General features: G+C 71.4%; 19 protein-coding genes. 14 read left to right on the top strand and 5 right to left on the bottom strand.

Annotation, left to right across the window (positions count from 1 at the left end; all coding sequences use genetic code 11):
* The first annotated feature begins 23 nt into the window (after positions 1-23).
* Genes HQM25_RS13420 through HQM25_RS13445 form a run of 6 tightly spaced genes read left to right on the top strand, consistent with a single transcriptional unit; the run spans position 24 to position 5,588 of the window.
* On the top strand, positions 24-1,055 hold the full coding sequence (locus tag HQM25_RS13420; protein WP_172990693.1) for an XdhC family protein: 1,032 nt from the start codon (positions 24-26) through the stop codon (positions 1,053-1,055).
* Positions 1,042-1,647: a nucleotidyltransferase family protein gene (locus tag HQM25_RS13425; protein ID WP_172990694.1), complete on the top strand. Its 606-nt coding sequence runs from the start codon at positions 1,042-1,044 to the stop codon at positions 1,645-1,647. Before HQM25_RS13420 ends, HQM25_RS13425 begins: the two co-directional genes overlap by 14 nt.
* Positions 1,644-2,552, top strand: a complete 909-nt coding sequence (locus HQM25_RS13430) for an AAA family ATPase (RefSeq protein ID WP_172990695.1) — start codon at positions 1,644-1,646, stop codon at positions 2,550-2,552. The genes HQM25_RS13425 and HQM25_RS13430 overlap by 4 nt, the downstream gene beginning before the upstream one ends.
* The gene (locus HQM25_RS13435) at positions 2,545-3,849 is read left to right on the top strand and encodes a vWA domain-containing protein (protein WP_172990696.1); all 1,305 of its coding nucleotides are present in this window, start codon (positions 2,545-2,547) and stop codon (positions 3,847-3,849) included. Before HQM25_RS13430 ends, HQM25_RS13435 begins: the two co-directional genes overlap by 8 nt.
* Complete coding sequence (locus tag HQM25_RS13440) at positions 3,849-4,427, top strand: SRPBCC family protein (RefSeq protein WP_172990697.1); 579 nt, start codon at positions 3,849-3,851, stop codon at positions 4,425-4,427. The genes HQM25_RS13435 and HQM25_RS13440 overlap by 1 nt, the downstream gene beginning before the upstream one ends.
* A 3-nt stretch (positions 4,428-4,430) precedes the next feature.
* The gene (locus tag HQM25_RS13445; protein WP_172990698.1) at positions 4,431-5,588 is read left to right on the top strand and encodes an XdhC family protein; all 1,158 of its coding nucleotides are present in this window, start codon (positions 4,431-4,433) and stop codon (positions 5,586-5,588) included.
* A 51-nt stretch (positions 5,589-5,639) separates the two neighbouring features.
* Here HQM25_RS13445 and HQM25_RS13450 read toward each other — a convergent pair whose 3' ends face one another.
* Entirely contained in the window at positions 5,640-6,773 is a 1,134-nt protein-coding gene (locus tag HQM25_RS13450) for a glycosyltransferase (protein WP_172990699.1), read from the bottom strand.
* Between HQM25_RS13450 and HQM25_RS13455 the strand changes: the two genes are divergently transcribed.
* A complete protein-coding gene (locus HQM25_RS13455) occupies positions 6,772-8,175 on the top strand; it encodes an O-antigen ligase family protein (RefSeq protein ID WP_172990700.1) in 1,404 nt (467 codons plus the stop codon). The genes HQM25_RS13450 and HQM25_RS13455 overlap by 2 nt on opposite strands.
* A 14-nt stretch (positions 8,176-8,189) precedes the next feature.
* On the opposite strand, the gene HQM25_RS13460 is transcribed toward HQM25_RS13455, so the two are convergent.
* From HQM25_RS13460 to HQM25_RS13470, 3 genes are read right to left on the bottom strand one after another with little or no spacing between them, the layout of a single operon-like run.
* A complete protein-coding gene (locus tag HQM25_RS13460; protein WP_172990701.1) occupies positions 8,190-9,338 on the bottom strand; it encodes a glycosyltransferase in 1,149 nt (382 codons plus the stop codon).
* Entirely contained in the window at positions 9,335-10,381 is a 1,047-nt protein-coding gene (locus HQM25_RS13465) for a glycosyltransferase (protein ID WP_172990702.1), read from the bottom strand. The genes HQM25_RS13460 and HQM25_RS13465 overlap by 4 nt, the downstream gene beginning before the upstream one ends.
* Positions 10,378-10,953 (bottom strand): acetyltransferase, encoded by a 576-nt coding sequence (locus HQM25_RS13470; RefSeq protein ID WP_172990703.1) that lies wholly within the window; start codon positions 10,951-10,953, stop codon positions 10,378-10,380. Before HQM25_RS13470 ends, HQM25_RS13465 begins: the two co-directional genes overlap by 4 nt.
* A gap of 93 nt (positions 10,954-11,046) precedes the next feature.
* Here HQM25_RS13470 and HQM25_RS13475 point away from each other — a divergent pair, with 93 nt between their 5' ends.
* The 3 genes from HQM25_RS13475 to HQM25_RS13485 are packed head-to-tail and all read left to right on the top strand — an operon-like array spanning position 11,047 to position 14,335.
* Positions 11,047-12,342 (top strand): WcaI family glycosyltransferase, encoded by a 1,296-nt coding sequence (locus tag HQM25_RS13475; protein ID WP_172990704.1) that lies wholly within the window; start codon positions 11,047-11,049, stop codon positions 12,340-12,342.
* Positions 12,339-13,367 carry a GDP-mannose 4,6-dehydratase gene (gene gmd / locus HQM25_RS13480; protein ID WP_172990705.1) on the top strand — a complete coding sequence of 343 codons (1,029 nt, stop codon included), beginning with the start codon at positions 12,339-12,341 and terminating at the stop codon, positions 13,365-13,367. The genes HQM25_RS13475 and gmd overlap by 4 nt, the downstream gene beginning before the upstream one ends.
* Positions 13,364-14,335 carry a GDP-L-fucose synthase family protein gene (locus HQM25_RS13485; RefSeq protein WP_172988337.1) on the top strand — a complete coding sequence of 324 codons (972 nt, stop codon included), beginning with the start codon at positions 13,364-13,366 and terminating at the stop codon, positions 14,333-14,335. The genes gmd and HQM25_RS13485 overlap by 4 nt, the downstream gene beginning before the upstream one ends.
* A 4-nt stretch (positions 14,336-14,339) precedes the next feature.
* Here the strand turns inward: HQM25_RS13485 and HQM25_RS13490 are convergent, their stop codons facing one another.
* On the bottom strand, positions 14,340-16,754 hold the full coding sequence (locus tag HQM25_RS13490; RefSeq protein WP_172990706.1) for a glycosyltransferase: 2,415 nt from the start codon (positions 16,752-16,754) through the stop codon (positions 14,340-14,342).
* A gap of 32 nt (positions 16,755-16,786) precedes the next feature.
* Between HQM25_RS13490 and HQM25_RS13495 the strand changes: the two genes are divergently transcribed.
* The 4 genes from HQM25_RS13495 (at position 16,787) to HQM25_RS13510 (ending at position 18,653) form a co-directional block, all read left to right on the top strand.
* Entirely contained in the window at positions 16,787-17,137 is a 351-nt protein-coding gene (locus tag HQM25_RS13495) for a winged helix-turn-helix transcriptional regulator (RefSeq protein ID WP_367948273.1), read from the top strand.
* 118 nt (positions 17,138-17,255) lie between these two features.
* A complete protein-coding gene (locus HQM25_RS13500; protein ID WP_172990707.1) occupies positions 17,256-17,612 on the top strand; it encodes a hypothetical protein in 357 nt (118 codons plus the stop codon).
* The gene (locus HQM25_RS13505) at positions 17,605-18,456 is read left to right on the top strand and encodes a hypothetical protein (RefSeq protein ID WP_172990708.1); all 852 of its coding nucleotides are present in this window, start codon (positions 17,605-17,607) and stop codon (positions 18,454-18,456) included. The genes HQM25_RS13500 and HQM25_RS13505 overlap by 8 nt, the downstream gene beginning before the upstream one ends.
* Before the next feature lie 59 nt (positions 18,457-18,515).
* A complete protein-coding gene (locus HQM25_RS13510) occupies positions 18,516-18,653 on the top strand; it encodes a hypothetical protein (RefSeq protein WP_172990709.1) in 138 nt (45 codons plus the stop codon).
* Positions 18,654-18,835 lie beyond the last annotated feature (182 nt).

Here is an 18,835-nt window from a genome sequence, read left to right on the forward strand (position 1 = left end):
CATTGAGGGAGGAAGTAGGACCGATGACGGTCAGCGCGAAGGTGGCGAGCAGGCAGCGCGAGCTCGAGGAGCAGCGCCAGGCCTTCGTGCGCGCCACGGTCGTGCGCACCCAGCGCCCCACCAGCGCCACCCCCGGTGATGTCGCGGTGGTCGACGCGCTGGGCGTGATGACGGGGTTCGTCGGCGGCACGTGCGTCGAGGCCTCGGTGCGCGAGTACAGTCTCGCCGCCCTCGAATCCGGCGAGCCGCTGCTGCTGCAGGTGCGCCCGGGCGAGGTCGGCAAGGTGGAGCACGACGGCGCCGTCGAGGTGCACAACCCGTGCCTGTCGGGAGGCTCGATCGACGTGTTCCTGGAACCCGTGACACCCGCCGCGCACGTGGTCGTCGTCGGCGAGGCCCCGATCGCCCAGGCCCTGTCGCGCCTGGGGGCCGAACTCGGCTTCGACATGGAACTCGTCGACGGCGAAGCCTGGCACCCCGCCGACGCGACGGCGGCGCTCATCGTCGCCGGCCACGGCCGGGGCGAGGAGCCCGCGCTCGAGAAGGCGCTGGCCGCCGGCATCCCGTACATCGGCCTCGTCGCCAGCCGCAAGCGCGGCACCGCCGTGGTCGCCTCGCTCAACGTCTCCGACGCGCTGCGCGACCGCGTGCGCACGCCCGCAGGGCTCGATCTCGGCGGCACGACCCCGGCCGAGATCGCGCTGGCCGTGCTCGCCGAGCTCGTGCAGACGCGGGCCGAACGATCTGGGGGTACGGCTGTGGGAGTGGATGCCGCTCCCGCAGCCGTTCCCGGGCGAGAACACGCCGACGCGCACGACCGCGATGCCCACGCGCACGATGCCGGCGCGCAGGATGCCGGCGCGCACGATGCCCCGCGGATCACGCCGTCGGAGCCGTCCGCGCCCGCGACCGCGATCGATCCCGTCTGCGGGATGACGGTGGTCGCGGCCGAGCCCACTCTGCACACCGAGCACGAGGGGAAGACCGTGTGGTTCTGCGCGCCCGGGTGCCGCGCGCGGTTCATCAAGGAGCCGGAGCGCTATGCGGTCGCCTGAACCGCGGTTCGCCGCCCTGGTGCTGGCGGCGGGCGCGTCGAGCCGGCTCGGGCGATCGAAGCACCTGCTCCCCTACCGCGACGGCGTGCTGCTGGATGCCGTGCTCGACGTCGTGCGGGTCTGTCCGTTCCCGCAGCGCATCGTCACCCTCGGCGGCTCGGCCGACGAGGTGCGGGCCGCCGTCGATCTCACCGGGTTTCAAGCGGTCGTCAACGACGAGTACACCTCGGGGTGCTCGTCGTCGATCGCGCGGGCGGTGAGAGAGGTGCGCACCGACCTCGACGGGTTCGTGCTCTTCCTCGGCGATCAGCCCGAGGTGCAGCCGGCGACCGTGGCGGCGCTGCTGGCCGAGCGCGGCAACGCGCCCATCGCGGTGACCCGCTACGACGACGGCATCGGGCACCCGTTCGCCCTGTCGCGCGCGACCTTTCCGGCGCTGGCGGCCCTCCACGGCGACCGCGGCGTGTGGAAGCTCATCGACCGCCTCGGCTCCGCCGTCGCGCGGGTGCGCGTGGACGGCCCCATCCCCCGCGACATCGACACCGAAGCCGACTACCGGGCGCTGCTGACCGGAGCGGCGGGATCAGGGTGACCGCAGCGCCGGCATCCACCGTCGAGGACCTCGCACCCGATCTCGACGCCGTCGCGGCCGGACTCGACGGGCGCGACTACCTGAGCGACACGGGGCTGGCGACCGCGCTCTTCCTCGCGGTGCGCCTGCGCCGCCCGCTGCTGCTGGAGGGAGAGGCGGGCGTCGGCAAGACCGAGGCGGCGAAGGCCCTCGCGGCCTGGCTGGACGTGCCCCTGTTCCGCCTGCAGTGCTACGAGGGCATCGACGCCGGCGAAGCCCTGTACGAATGGAACTACCAGCGACAGCTGCTCGCGATCCGCCTGGCGGAGGCCCGCGGCGCCGCGCTCGACGACGACGACCTCTTCACGCGCGACTACCTGCTCCCCCGGCCGCTGCTCCAGGCCATCGAGCACGACGGACCGCGCCCGGCCGTGCTGCTGCTCGACGAGATCGACCGCGCCGATGCCGAGTTCGAGGCCTTCACGTTCGAGACCCTCGCCGAGGGGTCGGTGACGATCCCCGAGTTCGGTACGGTGCACGGAGCGCAGCGGCCGATCGTCATCCTGACCTCGAACCGCACGCGCGACCTGCACGACGCCCTCACCCGACGGTGCCTGTACCACTGGATCGAATTCCCCGCCCCCGACCGCGTGCTCGAGATCGTGCGCCGCCGCGTGCCGACCGCCGCCGAGCCGCTCGTGCTGCGCACCGTCGACGCCGTCGCACGCCTGCGCTCGCTCGACCTCGCCAAGCCCCCCGGGGTGGCCGAGCTGATCGACTGGGTCGCGGCGCTGTCGACCCTCGGGATCTCCCGATTGGATGCCGCGGCCGCCGCGCTCACGTGGGGCGCGGTCGTCAAGAACCGCGACGACCTCGACGCCGTCGAGTCCCGCGGAGCGGACTGGCTGGTGGCCGCCGATGCCTGACGCGGCCCGGCCCGCCCCGGGCGACGGCGGTGGCGGTGGTGCCGGTGGCGGCGGTGGTGCCGGTGGCGGCGGTGGCGGTTCGCGGGCGTTCACCCTCGACCCGGCCATGCTCGCGGTCGCCTTCGCCGCGGCGCTGCGCAAGGCCGGAATACCCGTGACGCCCGAGCGCGACGCGTGGCTGGCCGAAGCCCTGCATCTCGTGCCGCCGCTCACCCGCACGGAGCTGTACTGGACGTGCCGCACGGTGCTGCTGTCGTCGCAGCGGCAGCTCGAGCAGTTCGACGCCGTCTTCGAGACCGTCTTCGGCGGCGCGTTCGACCTCGCCGACAGCCGCGGCGACACGACGCTGCCGCCGAACACGGTGCCGCGGCGCCGCACCTCGCCCGACCTGGCGCGCTCCGCGCAGCCGCTGGAGGTCGCATCGACCACCCCGCAGCCGGCCCTGCCCGGCGCCGAGAACGGCGCGGGCGACGACGGCGACGCGCTCGATGCGCTGCTGCTGGCCGCGAGCCCCGAGGAGCGCCTGCACGAGACCGCGTTCGACGCGCTCTCCCCCGACGAGCTCGACCGCATCCGCCGCCTGGTGCGCACCCTCGCGTTCACGACGCCGCTGCGCCCCGGACGCCGGGAGCGGAGATCGTTCCACACCGGCGACCGCCTCGATCTTCGTCGCACGGTGCGCGCGGCCGCGCGCACGGGCGGAGACGCCGTGCGGCTGGTGCGGGCGGCGAAGCATCCTCGCCCCCGGCGCCTGGTGATGCTGTGCGACATCTCCGCGTCGATGGAGCCGTACACGCGGGTGTTCCTGACGCTCATGCAGGCGGCCGTGTCGAGCAGCCGGGCGGAGGCGTTCGTGTTCGCCACGCGGCTCACCCGCCTCACGCGGCACCTCGCCGGCCGCGACGCCGACCATGCGCTCGAACGGGCCGCGGGCGCCGCGCAGGACTGGTCGGGCGGCACGCGGCTGGCCACCGGCATCCACTCGTTCCTCGCCGAGCACGGACGCCGCGGCATCGCCCGCGGGGCCGTGGTGATCGTGCTCTCCGACGGCTGGTCGCACGACGATCCCGCCGACATCGCCCGCGAGATGGGGCGGCTCGCCCGCCTCGCGCACCGGATCGTCTGGGTCAATCCGCGGCGTGCGGCCCGCGGGTACGAGCCGCTCACTGGCGGCATGGCCGCCGCGCTGCCGCACTGCGACGCGTTCGTGAGCGGGCACAGCTACGCCGCACTGCAGGAACTCGTGCGGGTCGTCGCCGACGGCCCGGTCGATCGTGTGAGGGAAAGGAGACCCTGATGGATCTGGAGAGCAGCTTCACCGTCGAAGCACCCGTCGAGGAGGTCTGGCAGGCGGTGATGGACATCGAGCGGGTCGCGACCTGCGTTCCCGGCGCCGAGATCACCGAGAAGCTGTCGGAGACCTCGTACCAGGGCGTGGTGAAGGTCAAGGTCGGACCGCTCACGATGCAATACCGCGGCGTGGTCGAACTCATCTCGCGCGACGACGAGAACCACGTGGCGGTGCTGCAGGGCAAGGCGCAGGAGAAGGCCGGGCAGGGCACCGCCCAGGGCACGGCCACGCTCACCCTCGTCGAGGCCGACGGCGTGACGACGGGAACGGTGGTGGGGTCGATCGCCCTGTCGGGCAAGGTCGCCGCGATGGGCAGAGGCATCATCGACAAGGTGGCGCAGCAGATCATGGGGATCTTCGCCGGAAACCTGCAGGCAATGATCTCCGGGGAGGATGGCGAGGGCTCCTCGGGCGGAGGCAGCGTGAACGGGCTGTCGGTCATGGCCGGGGCGATCGGATCGATGTTCCATCGGGACAAGTCCGCGAAGGCGGATTCGGGTGAGGGCGACCCTGAGAAGGAGTAGCGCATGCGGGACGTGCTCGACGCGCTGATGGCGGCCTGGCGCGCCGGCGACACGGTGGGCCTCGGCACCGTCGTGCGCACCTTCAAGTCGGCACCGCAAGACCCGGGCGCCGCGATGCTCGTGACCGCCTCCGGCACGGTGACCGGATCGGTCTCGGGCGGCTGCGTCGAGGGCGCGGTGTACGAGCTCGCCACCAACGCGATCGGCGGAGCACCGGCGGGACTGCAGCGGTACGGGATCAGCGACGACGACGCCTTCGCCGTGGGACTCACCTGCGGCGGCATCCTGGATGTGTTCGTCGAACCCGTCTCGCGCGAGTCGTTCCCTGAACTGGAGGAGGTCGCCGCCGACGTCGCGGCCGGACGACCGGTCGCGGTGGCCACGGTGATCGAGCACGTCGACCCGGCGCGGGTCGGGCGGCACCTGGTGGTGCGACCGTCGGAGGTGCTGGGGAGTCTCGGCAGCGCCGACGCCGACGAGCGCGTCGCGTTCGATGCCCGCGGGCTGCTGGCGGGCGGGGCGACCGAGACGCTCGTGCGGGGACCCGACGGCGAGCGCATGGGCGACGGCATGCGGGTGTTCGTGCACAGCTTCGCCCCCGCACCGCGACTCATCGTGTTCGGGGCGATCGACTTCGCGTCGGCCCTGGCGCGGCTGGGCGGATTCCTCGGCTATCGGGTGACCGTGTGCGACGCGCGGGCCGTGTTCGCCACCCCGGCGCGGTTCCCCGAGGTCGACGACCTCGTCGTGAGCTGGCCCGACCGGTACCTCGGCGACGAGATCTCCGCGGGCCGGATCGACGAGCGCACCGTCATCTGCATCCTCACCCACGACCCGAAGTTCGACGTGCCCGTGCTCGCCGCCGCCCTGCGCGGACCTCGGGTGGCCTACATCGGGGCGATGGGGTCGCGCCGCACCCACGACGATCGGATGCGGCGCCTGCGCGAGGCCGGGCTGTCGCACGACGAGATCGCGCGGGTGCACAGTCCGATCGGCCTCGACCTCGGCGCCCGCACCCCCGAGGAGACGGCCGTCTCGATCGCCGCCCACATCATCTCCCTGCGCTGGGGCGGGTCGGGAGGGGAGCTGTCGGGCCGTTCGGGTCCCATCCACGGTTCCGTGCAGCCCCCTCCCGACCCGATACCACTCGTCGGCGGGTGAGCAGAGCTGGCGCCGAGGTCCCCGAGCGAGCGCAGCGAGACGAAGGGCCGGTCACCCGATGAGCGTGCCGTACAGCGCCTCCAGCGCCGCCGCACCCTCGGCGACGTCGAACGTGGCGATCACTCTCGCCCGCCCGCGCGCTCCGAGTTCCGCCGCTCGTTCCGGGTCATCGAGCAGCGCCGCGAGTGCCGCCGTCAGGGCGGCCGCATCGCCCTCGGGCACGAGCACCCCGGTCTCCCCGTCGACGACCGCCTCGGGCACTCCTCCGCTGGCGTAGGCGATCGCGGGCAGGCCGGCCAGTGCCGCCTCGAGGAAGACGAGCCCGAACGCCTCGCGGCCGCCGCGCGCGTTCGCCCGCGACGGCGCGACGAAGATGCGCGCGGTGCGCAGGGTCTCGGCCACCGCATGCGGCGGCAGCGCGCCCGTGAAGTGCACGTCGAGCCCGTGCACGCGGGCGATGCGCTCGAGATCGGCGCGCAGGGGCCCGTCGCCGACGACGACGGTGCGCACCGACCGTCCGTGCGCGGCGATCTCCGCGAGCGCGTCGAACAGATCGAGCACGCCCTTCTGCTCGATGAGCCGTCCGACGAACGCCACGTCGTAGACGAGATCCGCGGCGGGCGCGCTGGTTGCGATCGGGATGCCCACGGGCAGCACGCTCACCCGGTCGGGGTCGGCCCCGCGGGAAACCGCCTCGGTGCGGGCGTACTGCGACACGGCGACCACGGCGGCGGCATCCCGGAGCACGCGCGCGAGCCGCGCACGGTAGACGAGCCCGGCAAGGCCCGGCTCACGCGGCCAGGTCGTGACGTCGATGCCGTGCACGGTCACCACGAACGGGATGCCGGCGCGACGGGCATGGCGGCGGATCATCGCGGCATCCCGGGCGAAGTGGGCGTGGATGACGTCGGGACGCAGGCGCGCGATCTCGCGCGTGAGACGACGAGAGATGCCGGTGCGGTGGAACAGCGCGGCGCGTACGCGCTCGATCGGCGAGGTGCCGTGGAGCACGTCGTCGCCCGGGTCGGCGATCGGCGAGGCGACGCGCACGCTGCCGAGCAGATGCGCGTCCCACGTCGGGTAGGCCTGCGCCTGGTGGCGCACGAACGTCTCGGTCGACGGCAGCAGGGCGCTGCGCCACACCAGCACGCGGCGCTGCGGGCGCATCGGCTGCTCGGTCGGCATGGAACTCAACCTACTTGCGAGGGTTCACCTGCGGCCGCCGCGGCGCTACGCTCAGTGCACGGCGTGGCGGGCACCGCGCCGCTGGGGAATCAACGCCGATTGCGCGAGGAAGGCGGTCGTCATCGGTACTGCCGTGGCTGCGCGCGGCTCTGGGGAGAGGGCGCAACGTCGCACAGGGCATCGGCCCGGGCGTGCGGCAGCGATCGTCATCGCCCTCGCCGCCTTCACCGGGAGCTGGACCGGCTTCCGCATCGCGGGGCTGAACATCAGCGACTACCTCCTGGTGCTGGCCGCGCTCCTGGTCGTCTGGAGCACCGTCACGCGGCGGTGGCGTCTGATCGTGCAGTGGTGGTCGGTCATCCCGGTCGTCGTGCTGGCCGTCTACGCCGCGATCGGGTTCGTGGTGTTCGACCACCCGCTGATCGGCTCGAAGAACGCGAGCCGGTTCGTAGCAGGCACCGCCGTCGGAGATGAACTGTCCGGTGCGCTCCTCCTCGTCGCGCGGATGGCCCTCTCGCTGACGGTTGTCGCGCTCCTCGTCGCCAACTACTTCGGCGCGGAACAGCGAACGACCGATCTGCGTCGGTTGGGCGCGTGGTGGGCCTGGGGCGCAGCCGTCAGCGCGGCGTTCGCAATCGCCCAGCACTATCTGGGCGTCGCCGATCTGCCCTTCCAGTTCCACATCATCTCGCCGCGCGCCAACGGCTTTGCCAACCATCCGAACTCGCTGGGTCAATCCGTTGCGCTCGCGCTCCCGATCCTGGTGCTGCTGACCCTCTCGCGACGGCGACTCGTCCGCTTGCTCGCGATCGCATCTACCGTGCTGGGTATCCTCGCCGTCTACCTCAGCGGATCGCGTGCCGCGCTCCTCATCGGCACGGCATCTGTGATCGTAAGCGTGGCGTACGTCATGGTGAAGTCGCGTTGGCGCGCCTGGCTGCTCCCGGCGGGCGCGGTGATGGTCGCGGTAGCACTGCTGGTGGCCGGTCCGATCCTCGCCACCACCCGGTTCGGCGACCCCGCCGGCGCGGAGAGCACCGGCTTCCGGCTGGTGGCGCTCGACACGGCATGGAGGTGGTTCGGACAGAGTCCGCTCTTCGGCGTCGGCGTTGCCTCCTGGATCGGCGAGATGGTGCCCCTTATCGTTCTCACCAGCGGCGGCATCGTCTATTTCCTCGTGTTCTACGGGTCCCTCGCGGTGCCCCTCGTGAGGCGCCCCCTTTGTCCTGTCGACCCGTGGCTCGTGATCCTCGTGATCACTGGTCTCGGTGTGCTCGCGTTCGGGGTCCTCAACAACGCGATCGTCGAGCGCTATCTTTACTGGCCCTTGGCGCTGCTCTTCGCAATGAAAGGGTTCATCGAAGAACCCCCCGACGAGCTGAAACGACGGTCCCTCTCGTAGTCGAAGGCGTGGGTTCACCGCCGGGTCATCGATGCGGTCGGCACCAGGGCGTCGGCGAAGACCCCGGCGAACGCGGCGGGGGTGTGGGCGAGGATCTCGGGATGCTCGATCGGGCTCGCCGCGTCGGCGAGCGCGCGCTCCAGGCCCTGCCGCAGGAGCTCATCCCGTGAGGGGTCGACCACGGTGACTCCCCGCATGCCGCGCACCGAGCGGGCGACCCCCGCGCGGTCGCTGACGACGACGTGGAGCCCGGCCGCGAGTGCTTCGTTGACCACGAGTCCCCACACCTCCTCGATCGACGGCAGCACCAGCACCCGGGCGGTCGCGAGGAGGGCGGCGAGGTCACGGTTGGGAACGAACGGGATCATGTGGACCCGTTCGGCGACACCGAGCGCTTCGGCGAGGGCGGCGAGCGCCCCCTGGCTCTCACCGGCCCCGACGATGCGCAGCGTGGGCGTCCCGGGGAGGGCTGCGAAGGCCCGGAGCAGCCCGTCGACGTTCTTGCGCGGGATGAGCTGGCCGACGTAGACGAGATCGGCGGAGCGTGGGGCGCGCTTCGTCTCGCTCCGCTCGCTCAGCGACCGATCCGCCCGCGCGGCGGTGGCCGCGGCGTGGAACGCCTCCACGTCGACCGCATTGAAGCCGATGCGGATGCGCGCAGCATCCATGCCCGCGGCGACAGCCGCCTCGCGCGCCGCCTCTCCGGGCACGACGATCGCATCGAGGCGGCGGAAGAACCATCGCTTCGCCGCGGCGATGGGTCCCGAGCGGTGCCGGTTCGTGAGCAGCGTCGACTCGTAGAACCCGACCACCCGCACCCGACGCAGCTTCGCCCACACGAGGAGCTGCCAGTACCCGGGCTGGTCCCATCCGCCCACGAGCACCGCCGCGGGGTGGGGCGCGCGCACGCCGCGCCACCCGAGCACGGCGAACCGTGCGTTCTCGCCCCCCGACACGCGCCACGTCGTCAGGTGCTCGACCCGGTACGCCGACGCGCCGGGATCCAGCCAGTCGGCGCCGCGTCGTCCGTCGGCGCGGGTGTGCGCGGCGGTCTCGAGAAGCGCCACCGTCAGATCGAACCGCTCCGACAGCGCCTCCCACACGGGGCGCCGATACGGCGAGGCGACGTTGGTCACCCAGAGCACCCGCGGCCGAGCCGTCATGCGTGACGGCCGATCTCATCGCGCACGGTGCGCACCGCCGCCGCCCAGGTCGGCAGATCCGCGGCGGGTTCGGGACGCGCGGCGAGAGCCGCATCGATCGCGCGCGCAACCGCGTCGGCATCCGGCTCGGCCAGGCCCACCCGGTTGCCGAACACGTCGGCCAGACCTCCGTCGGTGGTCCCGACGACCGGGATGCCGAGCGCCAGCGCCTCCCCGGCGGGCAGCCCGAACCCCTCGTCGCTCGACAGCAGCAGCACCGCCGCCGCGCGCGCGTAGAGGGCGTGCACCTGGTCATCGGAGACGAAGCCCGGAAAGCGGCACCGGTCGGCGACACCCTCTTCGCGGGCGAGCGCTTCGAGCCGCGTGCGCTGCTCCCCCGCCGCGCCGACGACGACGAGGTCGAGATCGGCCGTGACGGTCGGCAGCGCCCCGATCGCCAGGTCGGGGCGCTTGTTGTTGCGGTGCCCGAACGCGAGCAGCACGTCGCGCACGCGATCGGGCGCGAGGTCGCGCGTCTGCGGCCAGCGGGTCGCATGGTCGCACCCGTTCTCGGCGAGCGCGAGATGCGCGCCGGGCACCAGCGCGCGCGTCTCATCGAGCGTCTTGCGGGAGATGCAGAAGGCGACATCGGCCGCCTTCACCGACGACAGCCACCGGCGACGGTAGAGCCGCTGCGCCCGTGAGAACTCCGAGGGTTTCTGAAGGTGCCGCCAGTCGTGCGCGAAGCAGTACCGGCGCTTGACCGTCTTGGCGTAGCCGATCATGGGGAGGGTCGTCAGCGTCGCATCGGCGCGCGACGTCAGCGCCGCCCAGGGCACGCGCACCTGGTGGCCCAGCAGCCGGGTGAGCGTCGATGCGCCCCGATGGCGCACGAAGCGCCAGCGGCCGGCATCCGGTCGCATCTCATCGACCCACTCGGGCCCGACCAGGATGATCTCATCGTCGGGGAACTCCGCCGCCCACGCCGACATGAACTCGCGGGCATGCGTGTACGGCCCCCCGGTGCCCGCCTGTGCGGCGACCATGTCGACGACGATCCTCACGAGCGGGTCGGAGCCTCCCGTGCGAAGCGCTCTCCCACGACGATCGGGGGCGCGGCTTTGACGATCGTGTTGGGCGCGATCTCGCCGTCGACGACCGTGCCGGGCCCGATGAGCGCGCTGGCTCCCACCCGCGCCCCGCCGAGCACGATGCACCGCGAGGTGATCCAGGCGCCATCCTCGATCACGATGGGGCGCGTGATCAGCGCCATATCGCGCCGGTGCGCGTGGCTGCCGGTGGTGAGGAACGTCTCCTGCGAGAGCACGACGTCACGGCCGATGCGGATCTCGTCCTGATTGTGGAACCACACCCCCTCGCCGATCCAGGAGCGGTCGCCGATGTGCAGCTTCCAGGGGTGCTTGACGCGCGTGCGCGGGCGGAAGATCACGCCGCGCCCGATGTCGGCGCCGAACGCGCGGAGCACGCGTACGCGCAGACCGGAACTGATCTGCAGCGGGTTGGTCACCAGGAGCAGTTCGCACAGCGCCCAGAGATAGACCACCCAGGGTGCGCGGCCCCACGCCTGGCGCTCTCCCGGCGCCTGGGAGAGGTCGATCACGGGCACGTCTGTCACATCGTCGCCTTCCGCGGGTTCGGGTGAGGCCCTGCCGCAATTTGTAACAGATTCCTCATTCAATTACAGCCACCAATGTGCCACGATGGCGCAATGACACCAGCGAAGACGCGGGTGCTCGCACTGGGGATCAACTATGTACCGGAGCAGACTGGGATTGCTCCGTACACGGCATCGTTGATGCGAGGACTCGTCGCCCATGGGTGCGATGTGAGAGTACTGACGGCACATCCGCACTACCCGGCATGGGATATCGCCCCAGGTTATGGAAGCTGGACGCACGACGAGTCCCTCGACGGCGTGAAGGTGCGCCGATTGCGGCACTACGTTCCCCGCCGGCCGCGCGGCGTCTGGCGCATGATGTCCGAACTCTCGTTCGGGCTACGCCAGGCCCTCACCCGTTGGGGTGATCCCGACGCCATCATCTCGGTCTCACCCGCCCTGTTCGCCACGATGGTCTGCCGTCTGCGCGCACGCATCACCCACCCGCACACACCGTTCGTCGTGTGGGTGCAGGACCTCTACGGCATGGGGCTGGCCGAGTCTCAGCTCACCTCGCGGCGTCTGACCGACGTGGTCCTCGGCGTCGAGCGCTGGGTGCTGCGGAGCGCGGACCGGGTGGTGGTCATCCACGACCGCTTCGCCGAACGGCTGGAGGCCGATTTCGGCATCCATCCCGCCCGCATCGATGTCGTGCGCAATTGGACTCACATCGACCCGCCGCGGAACGTGGATGTCGCCGCCACGCGATCCGCGCTGAAATGGCCGCCGGACGAGACCATCGTGCTCCACGCCGGGAGCATGGGGGCCAAGCAGGGCCTCGAACACGTCGTCGAAGCCGCACGGCTCGCTGCCCAGCGCGGTGATCCCGTGCGGTTCGTGCTCCTGGGCGACGGAGCGGTGAGGCAGGACCTCGAGGAGCGCGCCGCAGGTCTGCCGACGGTCACCTTCATGGACCTGCTCGATGACGACGCCTTCGCCGCCGCGCTCGCCAGCGCCGACATCCTGCTCGTGAACCACAAGGCCGGGGTCTCGGAGATGTCGGTGCCGAGCAAGCTCACCTCGTACTTCACCGCCAGTCGCCCGGTCATCGCCGCCGCCGACGCCGACAGCGTCACCGCGTGCGAAGTGCGGGCAGCCGGCGATGGCGTAGTGGTCCCCGCCGAAGACCCGTGGGCTCTGCTGCACGCTGCGCTCGAGATCGCGGCATCTCCGAAGCGCGCACGGCGCATGGGCAAGGCGGGCCTCGCCTACGTGCACGCGGTGCTCGACGAGGACCACGCGATCGAGTCCTTCCTGGGGGTTCTCCGCCGTCTGCAGAAGGCACCCGCGAAAAGCCCCCGCACCAGCGCCGCCCCCGCACGGATGGAGATCAAGGTCACCCCATGACCAAGCGCGCGCTGATCACCGGGATCACCGGTCAAGACGGCTCCTACCTCGCCGAGTTCCTCCTTGCGAAGGGATACGAGGTGCACGGGATCATCCGGCGAGCCTCGACCTTCAACACCCATCGCATCGACCACCTCTACGTCGACCCGCACGATCCCGACGCGAGGCTCTTCCTCCACTACGGCGACCTGGGCGACGGCACGCGCCTGGTCACGCTCATGGCCCAGATCCACCCCCACGAGGTCTACAACCTCGCCGCGCAGTCGCACGTGCGCGTGTCGTTCGATGAGCCCGAGCACACCGCGGACATCACCGGATCAGGAGTGATCCGCATGCTCGAGGCGGTGCGGCTCGCCGGCATCGAGACGCGCTTCTATCAGGCATCCTCGTCTGAGCTCTACGGCGGCTCGCCCCCGCCGCAGAACGAGGAGACGCCCTTCCATCCGCATTCCCCCTACGCCGCCGCGAAGCTGTACAGCTACTGGATCACCCGCAACTTCCGCGAGGCGTACGGCACGTTCGCCGTGAACGGCATCCTCTTCAACCATGAGTCGCCGCGCCGCGGCGAGACCTTCGTCACGCGCAAGATCACGCGCGCGGTCGCACGCATCGCCGCCGGGCTCGAGGACCACCTGTACCTGGGCAACCTCGACGCCGTGCGGGACTGGGGCTACGCGCCCGAGTACGTCGAGGGAATGTGGCGGATGCTGCAGGCCGACGAGCCCGACGACTACGTGCTCGCCACCGGCGTGGGGTACACGATCCGAGACTTCCTCGCCGCCTCGTTCGGACATGTCGGGCTGGACTGGCAGGACTACGTGCGCTTCGACGAGCGCTACGTGCGACCCCTCGAGGTCGACGCGCTCATCGGCGACGCCTCGAAGGCGCTCGATCGGCTCGGATGGGAGGCGACCGTCGACGGGCTCGAACTGGCGCGGCTGATGGTGGATGCCGACATCGCCGCGCTCGACGGCGGTCCGTCCTGGGTGCACCGGGTCGAACTCGCCTCCTGGGCGGCCTCGTGAGCTCTGCCGGGTTCGCCCCGGGTGCGCTGGACCGGGACGCGACCGTCTACGTGGCCGGACACCGCGGGCTCGTGGGGTCGGCCGTGTGGCGGCGCCTGGAGGCGGCCGGATTCTCCCGGCTCATCGGGCGGACCTCCGCGGAACTCGACCTCCGCGACCGCGAGGCGGTGTTCGCGTTCCTCACAGCGGCCCGCCCGCGATACCTCGTGCTGGCCGCCGCGAAGGTGGGCGGCATCCTGGCGAACTCGACCTATCCCGTCGACTTCCTGAGCGAGAATCTGCGGATCCAGACGAACGTGATGGATGCCGCGCTCGCCGCCGACGTGGAGCGCGTCGTGTTCCTCGGCTCGTCGTGCATCTACCCGAAGTTCGCCGAGCAGCCGATCCGCGAGGACGCGCTGCTCACCGGCCACCTCGAGCCGACGAACGACGCCTACGCGATCGCGAAGATCGCCGGGATCATGCAGGTGCAGGCGGTGCGCCGTCAGTACGGGCTGCCGTGGATCTCGGCGATGCCGACGAACCTCTACGGGCCGAACGACAACTTCTCCCCGAACGGCTCGCACGTGCTGCCGGCTCTCATCCGACGGTACGACGAGGCCGCGCGCTCGGGGGCGGCGTCGGTGACGAACTGGGGCACCGGGTCGCCGCGCCGCGAGTTCCTGCACGTCGACGACATGGCCGATGCCGTGCTGCACCTCATGGAGCACTACGACGGCCCGGAGCAGGTGAATGTCGGCACCGGTTCGGACCTGACGATCCGGGAGATCGCGGCGCTCGTGGCCGATGCCGTCGGCTTCGAGGGCGAGACCGCGTGGGACACGTCGAAGCCCGACGGCACCCCGCAGAAACTGCTCGACGTGTCGAAGCTCCAGTCGTCGGGGTGGCGGGCCTCGATCCCCCTCCCCGAGGGCATCGCGCGCACCATCGCCTGGTACCGCGATCATGCCGGCGCGGTGCGGGGCTGAGGGCTCAGTTCCTCACGGCGAAACGGTCGCGCGTGGCCACACGATAGGCGACGACGTCGCCGATGCTGGCCGCCAGGAGCCCGAGTGCGATCGCAGACAGCACACCCGTGACACCGAAGGCGGAACCCGCGGGCACGAGGAGACCGAGGCCGATCAAGGCGCCCAGCGCCGACATCCACGGAATCGGCGCGAGGATGCCGAGATTGCCGAGCATCGCGCGCGTTGCGAACTGCTCGAACTGCGTGAAGGCGATCACCGCGGCCGTCGCGAGGATCGCGGAGAACGGCACCTCGATCTGCCCGGCGCCCAGCAGACGCACCAGCAGGGGACCCGCGACGACGAACGCCACGCTGATCAGGGCGGTGACGCCGAAGTAGCGGAACCCCACTGCGCGCAGCCGAGCGGGGAAGTCCGAGAGATCGCCTCTCGCGAGCGCATACTGCGCGATCTGGACGATCGGCGAGATTGCCGTGGCCGCCTGGCGCTGGATCTTGTCCAGAAGCGCGAAGCTCGCCACAAGGGACGGCAGGAGGACGTTCACGAGCGCGAGCGGCAGCACCATCAATGCCGAGAAGACCAGCCCCGAGGCGATGAGCGGAGACTGGCGACGCAGTCTCGCCGCGAACGGCCGTGGTCCGAACCCCGCGCGCCATCGGACAGCCCTGGACTCTCCCGTCCGCGCGATGAGCAACGTCGACAGCGCCGTTCCGACGAGGAGCGCGACGATCGTGGCACCGATCGCCGCCGTGACCGACCCCGTCGTGAAAGCGATCGCCATCGCGACGAGACTCCCGGCCGCGCGCGGCACGGTGTCCATCAGCAGCCATTGCCGGGGCTGACCGCGCCCGATGAAGTACCAGCCCGGCCCGATTCCGGTCAGAGCGATCTGGAGGGCGGCGAGGACGGCATCCACTCCCCCATTCATGGTCGCAAGCAGCGTCGCGAACACGACGACCGGCGAGACGAGGGCGAAGAGCACCACGCGCGCGTACAGGGAGAAGAGGTACTCCTCGGCCGCGTCGGTGGGCGAGACGTTGGCGATCAGCCCTGCGCCCACCGTGGTCCATCCCATCCCCACGAGGATTCCGAAGACCGCTCCGACCGCCTGCCCGATCGCGATCTGCGCCCAGTGGTCGGGCGACGCCGCGAGCACGAGGGCGGGGATGAGAAGCAGCGCTGCGAGGCCGAGCACGGCGGTGTTCGCGAAGTAGTAGCCGGTCATCGCGAGGCGGTCCCCGGTCGCCCTCCGCGTGGCCGCAGCGCGTCCTGCGGTGCGCTCCCGCGACGGCGCTGCACGCTCCCGCGCCTCCCGCAGCGAAGCCGTAAGGCGACGAGCAACGGCATCCCACGTGTGCTCGGTGCGTGCGCGCTGAGATGCCCGTTCCCCCATCTCCCGACGCATCTGGGTGTTCTCCGCGAGGAGGGTGATGGCCTCGCTGAACTCCTCCACCGCGTCGACATGGCAGACAAGCCCGGTCGAGCCGTCATCAACGATGTCGGGAAGAGACCCGACATCAGAGACGACGGCCGGCAGACCGAACCCCATCCCCTCGAGCACGACGAGGCCATATGGCTCATGTCGGGCGGGATGGGCGAGCACGTCGTGCACGGCATACAGGCGTGCGAGCTCCGCGCGATCCCAGATCGGCCCGGCCCAGGTGATCCCCTCCCCCGCGGGTCCGTCGTGCCCCACCATCGTGACCTCGACGGCGACACCAGCGGCGCGGCAGCGCCGGACCGCCTCGATCACGACGTCGCCGCCCTTGCGCTCGAGGTCGAGTCCCACGAACAGCACTCGCAGGGGCGCGTCCGCCGAGGCGTCTCGGTGCGGCTCTTCCGAAGGGAGGAGGTTCGCGCCGCCGCCCACGGCGAACGTGCGTGTGGGATCGACTCCGTAGTCAGCGATCACACTCTCCCGGGCGGCGCGCCCCGCCGTGAAGACCTCGTCGGCGCCGCGCAGATACCGCTCCTCCGCCTCGCGCGCCCGGGCTGACACCCGCCAGGGGCGCCACGCTCCCGCCATCTCGAACGTGCTGTCGATGAACGCGGCATACGGCACCGCGGCCGGCTCATACACATTCCGCACATGGACGATCGTGTCCACGGAATCGGGATTCCGCGTCAGAACCGCATCGCGCGCCCGGGACCGCCATCGCCGAGCGAGGCTGTTCTGGCGCGAAGCGGACTTCCATCGCGCGACGGGGAGGCGGATCGTGAGGGCGCGCAGCAGGATCTTCTGCAGCCGTGTGGGGGCTGTGCTCTCGGCGAAGACCACATCGACGTCGGGCTGAGCGCGCAGCCCGCCGAGGATCCCGGCGGCGACACCCGAGTTCGTGCGCGGATCGGAGAAGTCCCCGTCGGCGAACAGACCGATGCGCAGGGGCGCGCTCGATCGGCGGGCTCCCTCATCGTCGGTCATCGACGCCCTTCCCCAGTCGTTGGGAGAAGGCTATGGGCGCCGGCGCGGGAAGGCAACGTCGGACTGAACGACGCGCCGCGCCGCGCGGTGCGGCTCAGCCGAACGGCGCCCCCGAGCCGAGCGGCGTGCGCGAGGTGCTCGCGCGGGTGGGCGACAAATGGACCCTGCTCGTCGTGGCCACCCTCCGCGGCGGCAGGCTCCGCTTCTCGGAGCTGCAGCGGCACATCCCGGGCATCTCCCAGCGCATGCTGACCCTGACCGTCCGCCAACTCGAGCGCGACGGCCTCGTCTCGCGCACCGTGCACGCCGAGGTTCCCCCGCGTCGAGTACGAACTCACCGACCTCGGCACCACCCTGTTGGGGCACGCCATCGCCCTGGGTGACTGGGCGCTCGCGAACCAGCCGCGCATCGAGGCGGCCCGCGCGACCTACGACGCGGCCCGCTGACACCCGCGTGCACCCTCCGCTACGCTGGGCGCCATCGAGCCGGGGGGTCGTGCGATGGGCAACGAGATCCACTTCATCGGAGGAGACGGCGGGGGCCGCTCGTACTCGCTGAGCGGCGTTCCGATCTTCCAGCACCCGTCGGGCATCGTGCCCGCGGAGTCGATGCTCGCGGCATCCGACGACACCGACCCGTTCCCGACCCTCGGCGGCGGGTACGGCTCGAGCATCGTCCGGCTGCGCGGGCTCATCTCCCACGCCCTCGACGCCCAAACCGCCGGCATCCGTCGCCTGTCGGTGAACGTCGCCCCCGGCGACGCCGAGTCCGCTCTGAGTGCGACCGCGGAGCTGCTCGGCGAACGCGACGGCGCCGACTACATCGTGATCCTGCGGGAGGTGGATGCCGATGGGTGACGCGCCGGCGAGCGGCGACGGCATCCAGGCCGCGTCCGATCGCATCCGCGAGACCGCGAAATGGCTGACGGTCTCGTTCGGCGCGATTGGGGCGCTCCTGCTCGCGGGAACGCAGCTGAGCAGCATCGGGCAACTCTCGGCGGGTAGCGAGCGCCTCACCGTCGCGGTAACCGGCGGCGTGCTGGCAGGCCTCGGCACGATCGCCGTGCTGGTCGCGAGCGTGCTCGTCGCCACGACCCCGGTCATGAGCCTGTCCCGGCTGGCGCACGCGAAGCCGCCGGTGGGCACTGAGGCCGCCCGCACCGACAGATTCCTGCTCATGGGCTACGAGAGCGTCGGCACGCTGCAGTCCGCGTATCAGACGGCGATCACCGAGCGGCGCACCGCGATCGAGCAGTACACGGGCACGCAGACCGACGCCGACAGAGCGGCCCAGGCCCGCGCGCAGACGATCGACGGCATCGTGACCCGACTCGTGCAAGTGGCCGCCCACACGAACCTCAGCCGGCGGTGGCGCAACGCGGTGTGGCCGATCTGCATCGGCGCCGTGGTCGCAGCCGTCGGGGTCATCCTGTTCGTCTGGGCCGCCAATCCTCCGGAGGACGCGGCCGGGAGCACCCTCACGCCCGGCGTGCTCGACGACGCGAAGGCGGGCGTGCTGACGCTCACCTCGCTCGGCCAGGAGGCGCTCGCCGAGGCGCTCGACTGCGAGGTGGACGAGCCCCTCGAGGTGCTCGTACTCGAGCGCGACGACGCCGGCGCGGAGGTCATCGTGATCGCCCGTGGATGCGAAGCCGTGCGGGCGCTCGTGACGCCCGCGTGGGGTGCGGTGACGCTCGATTAGTCGGCGCAGCCGCGCCGGCGCGTTACCGCGGCGCAACGTGGGAGCCCTACCATCGCGACATGGGGAGACGGTCGCGGCGACGCAGGGTTCATCAGCGCTGGTGGGAGAAGGACGTCGGAGGGATGCCGGTGGGGGTGGCCCTGATCCTGGTGGCGACGATCATCGCGATCGTGGGCGGCGCCGCCCTGTTGCGGTGACCACCCGACCGTCCGCAGATCTCGGCAGGGCTCCGCAGATCTCGGCAGGGCTTAACCGAAGCGAAATGCTGCGGTAACCACCGGCGGGCGCTGCGGCAATAGCGTGGCCTCAGGTGGGCGATGAAGCTCGGTGTCATTCGATCGGCGCCGAGCGTTTTTCTTGCCCCGCCCGCGGTGGGGAT

This window comes from Microbacterium hominis (assembly GCF_013282805.1).
GTDB classification, from domain to species: Bacteria; Actinomycetota; Actinomycetes; order Actinomycetales; family Microbacteriaceae; genus Microbacterium; species Microbacterium hominis_B.

Coding starts and splice junctions, on each gene's coding strand:
- HQM25_RS13420 (WP_172990693.1), top strand. CDS start 24: ATGACGGTCAGCGCGAAGGTGGCGAGCAGGCAGCGCGAGCTCGAGGAG.
- HQM25_RS13425 (WP_172990694.1), top strand. CDS start 1,042: ATGCGGTCGCCTGAACCGCGGTTCGCCGCCCTGGTGCTGGCGGCGGGC.
- HQM25_RS13435 (WP_172990696.1), top strand. CDS start 2,545: ATGCCTGACGCGGCCCGGCCCGCCCCGGGCGACGGCGGTGGCGGTGGT.
- HQM25_RS13440 (WP_172990697.1), top strand. CDS start 3,849: ATGGATCTGGAGAGCAGCTTCACCGTCGAAGCACCCGTCGAGGAGGTC.
- HQM25_RS13445 (WP_172990698.1), top strand. CDS start 4,431: ATGCGGGACGTGCTCGACGCGCTGATGGCGGCCTGGCGCGCCGGCGAC.
- HQM25_RS13455 (WP_172990700.1), top strand. CDS start 6,772: ATGGAACTCAACCTACTTGCGAGGGTTCACCTGCGGCCGCCGCGGCGC.
- HQM25_RS13450 (WP_172990699.1), bottom strand. CDS start 6,773: ATGCCGACCGAGCAGCCGATGCGCCCGCAGCGCCGCGTGCTGGTGTGG.
- HQM25_RS13460 (WP_172990701.1), bottom strand. CDS start 9,338: ATGACGGCTCGGCCGCGGGTGCTCTGGGTGACCAACGTCGCCTCGCCG.
- HQM25_RS13475 (WP_172990704.1), top strand. CDS start 11,047: ATGACACCAGCGAAGACGCGGGTGCTCGCACTGGGGATCAACTATGTA.
- gmd (WP_172990705.1), top strand. CDS start 12,339: ATGACCAAGCGCGCGCTGATCACCGGGATCACCGGTCAAGACGGCTCC.
- HQM25_RS13490 (WP_172990706.1), bottom strand. CDS start 16,754: ATGACCGACGATGAGGGAGCCCGCCGATCGAGCGCGCCCCTGCGCATC.
- HQM25_RS13495 (WP_367948273.1), top strand. CDS start 16,787: ATGGGCGCCGGCGCGGGAAGGCAACGTCGGACTGAACGACGCGCCGCG.
- HQM25_RS13500 (WP_172990707.1), top strand. CDS start 17,256: ATGGGCAACGAGATCCACTTCATCGGAGGAGACGGCGGGGGCCGCTCG.
- HQM25_RS13505 (WP_172990708.1), top strand. CDS start 17,605: ATGGGTGACGCGCCGGCGAGCGGCGACGGCATCCAGGCCGCGTCCGAT.
- HQM25_RS13510 (WP_172990709.1), top strand. CDS start 18,516: ATGGGGAGACGGTCGCGGCGACGCAGGGTTCATCAGCGCTGGTGGGAG.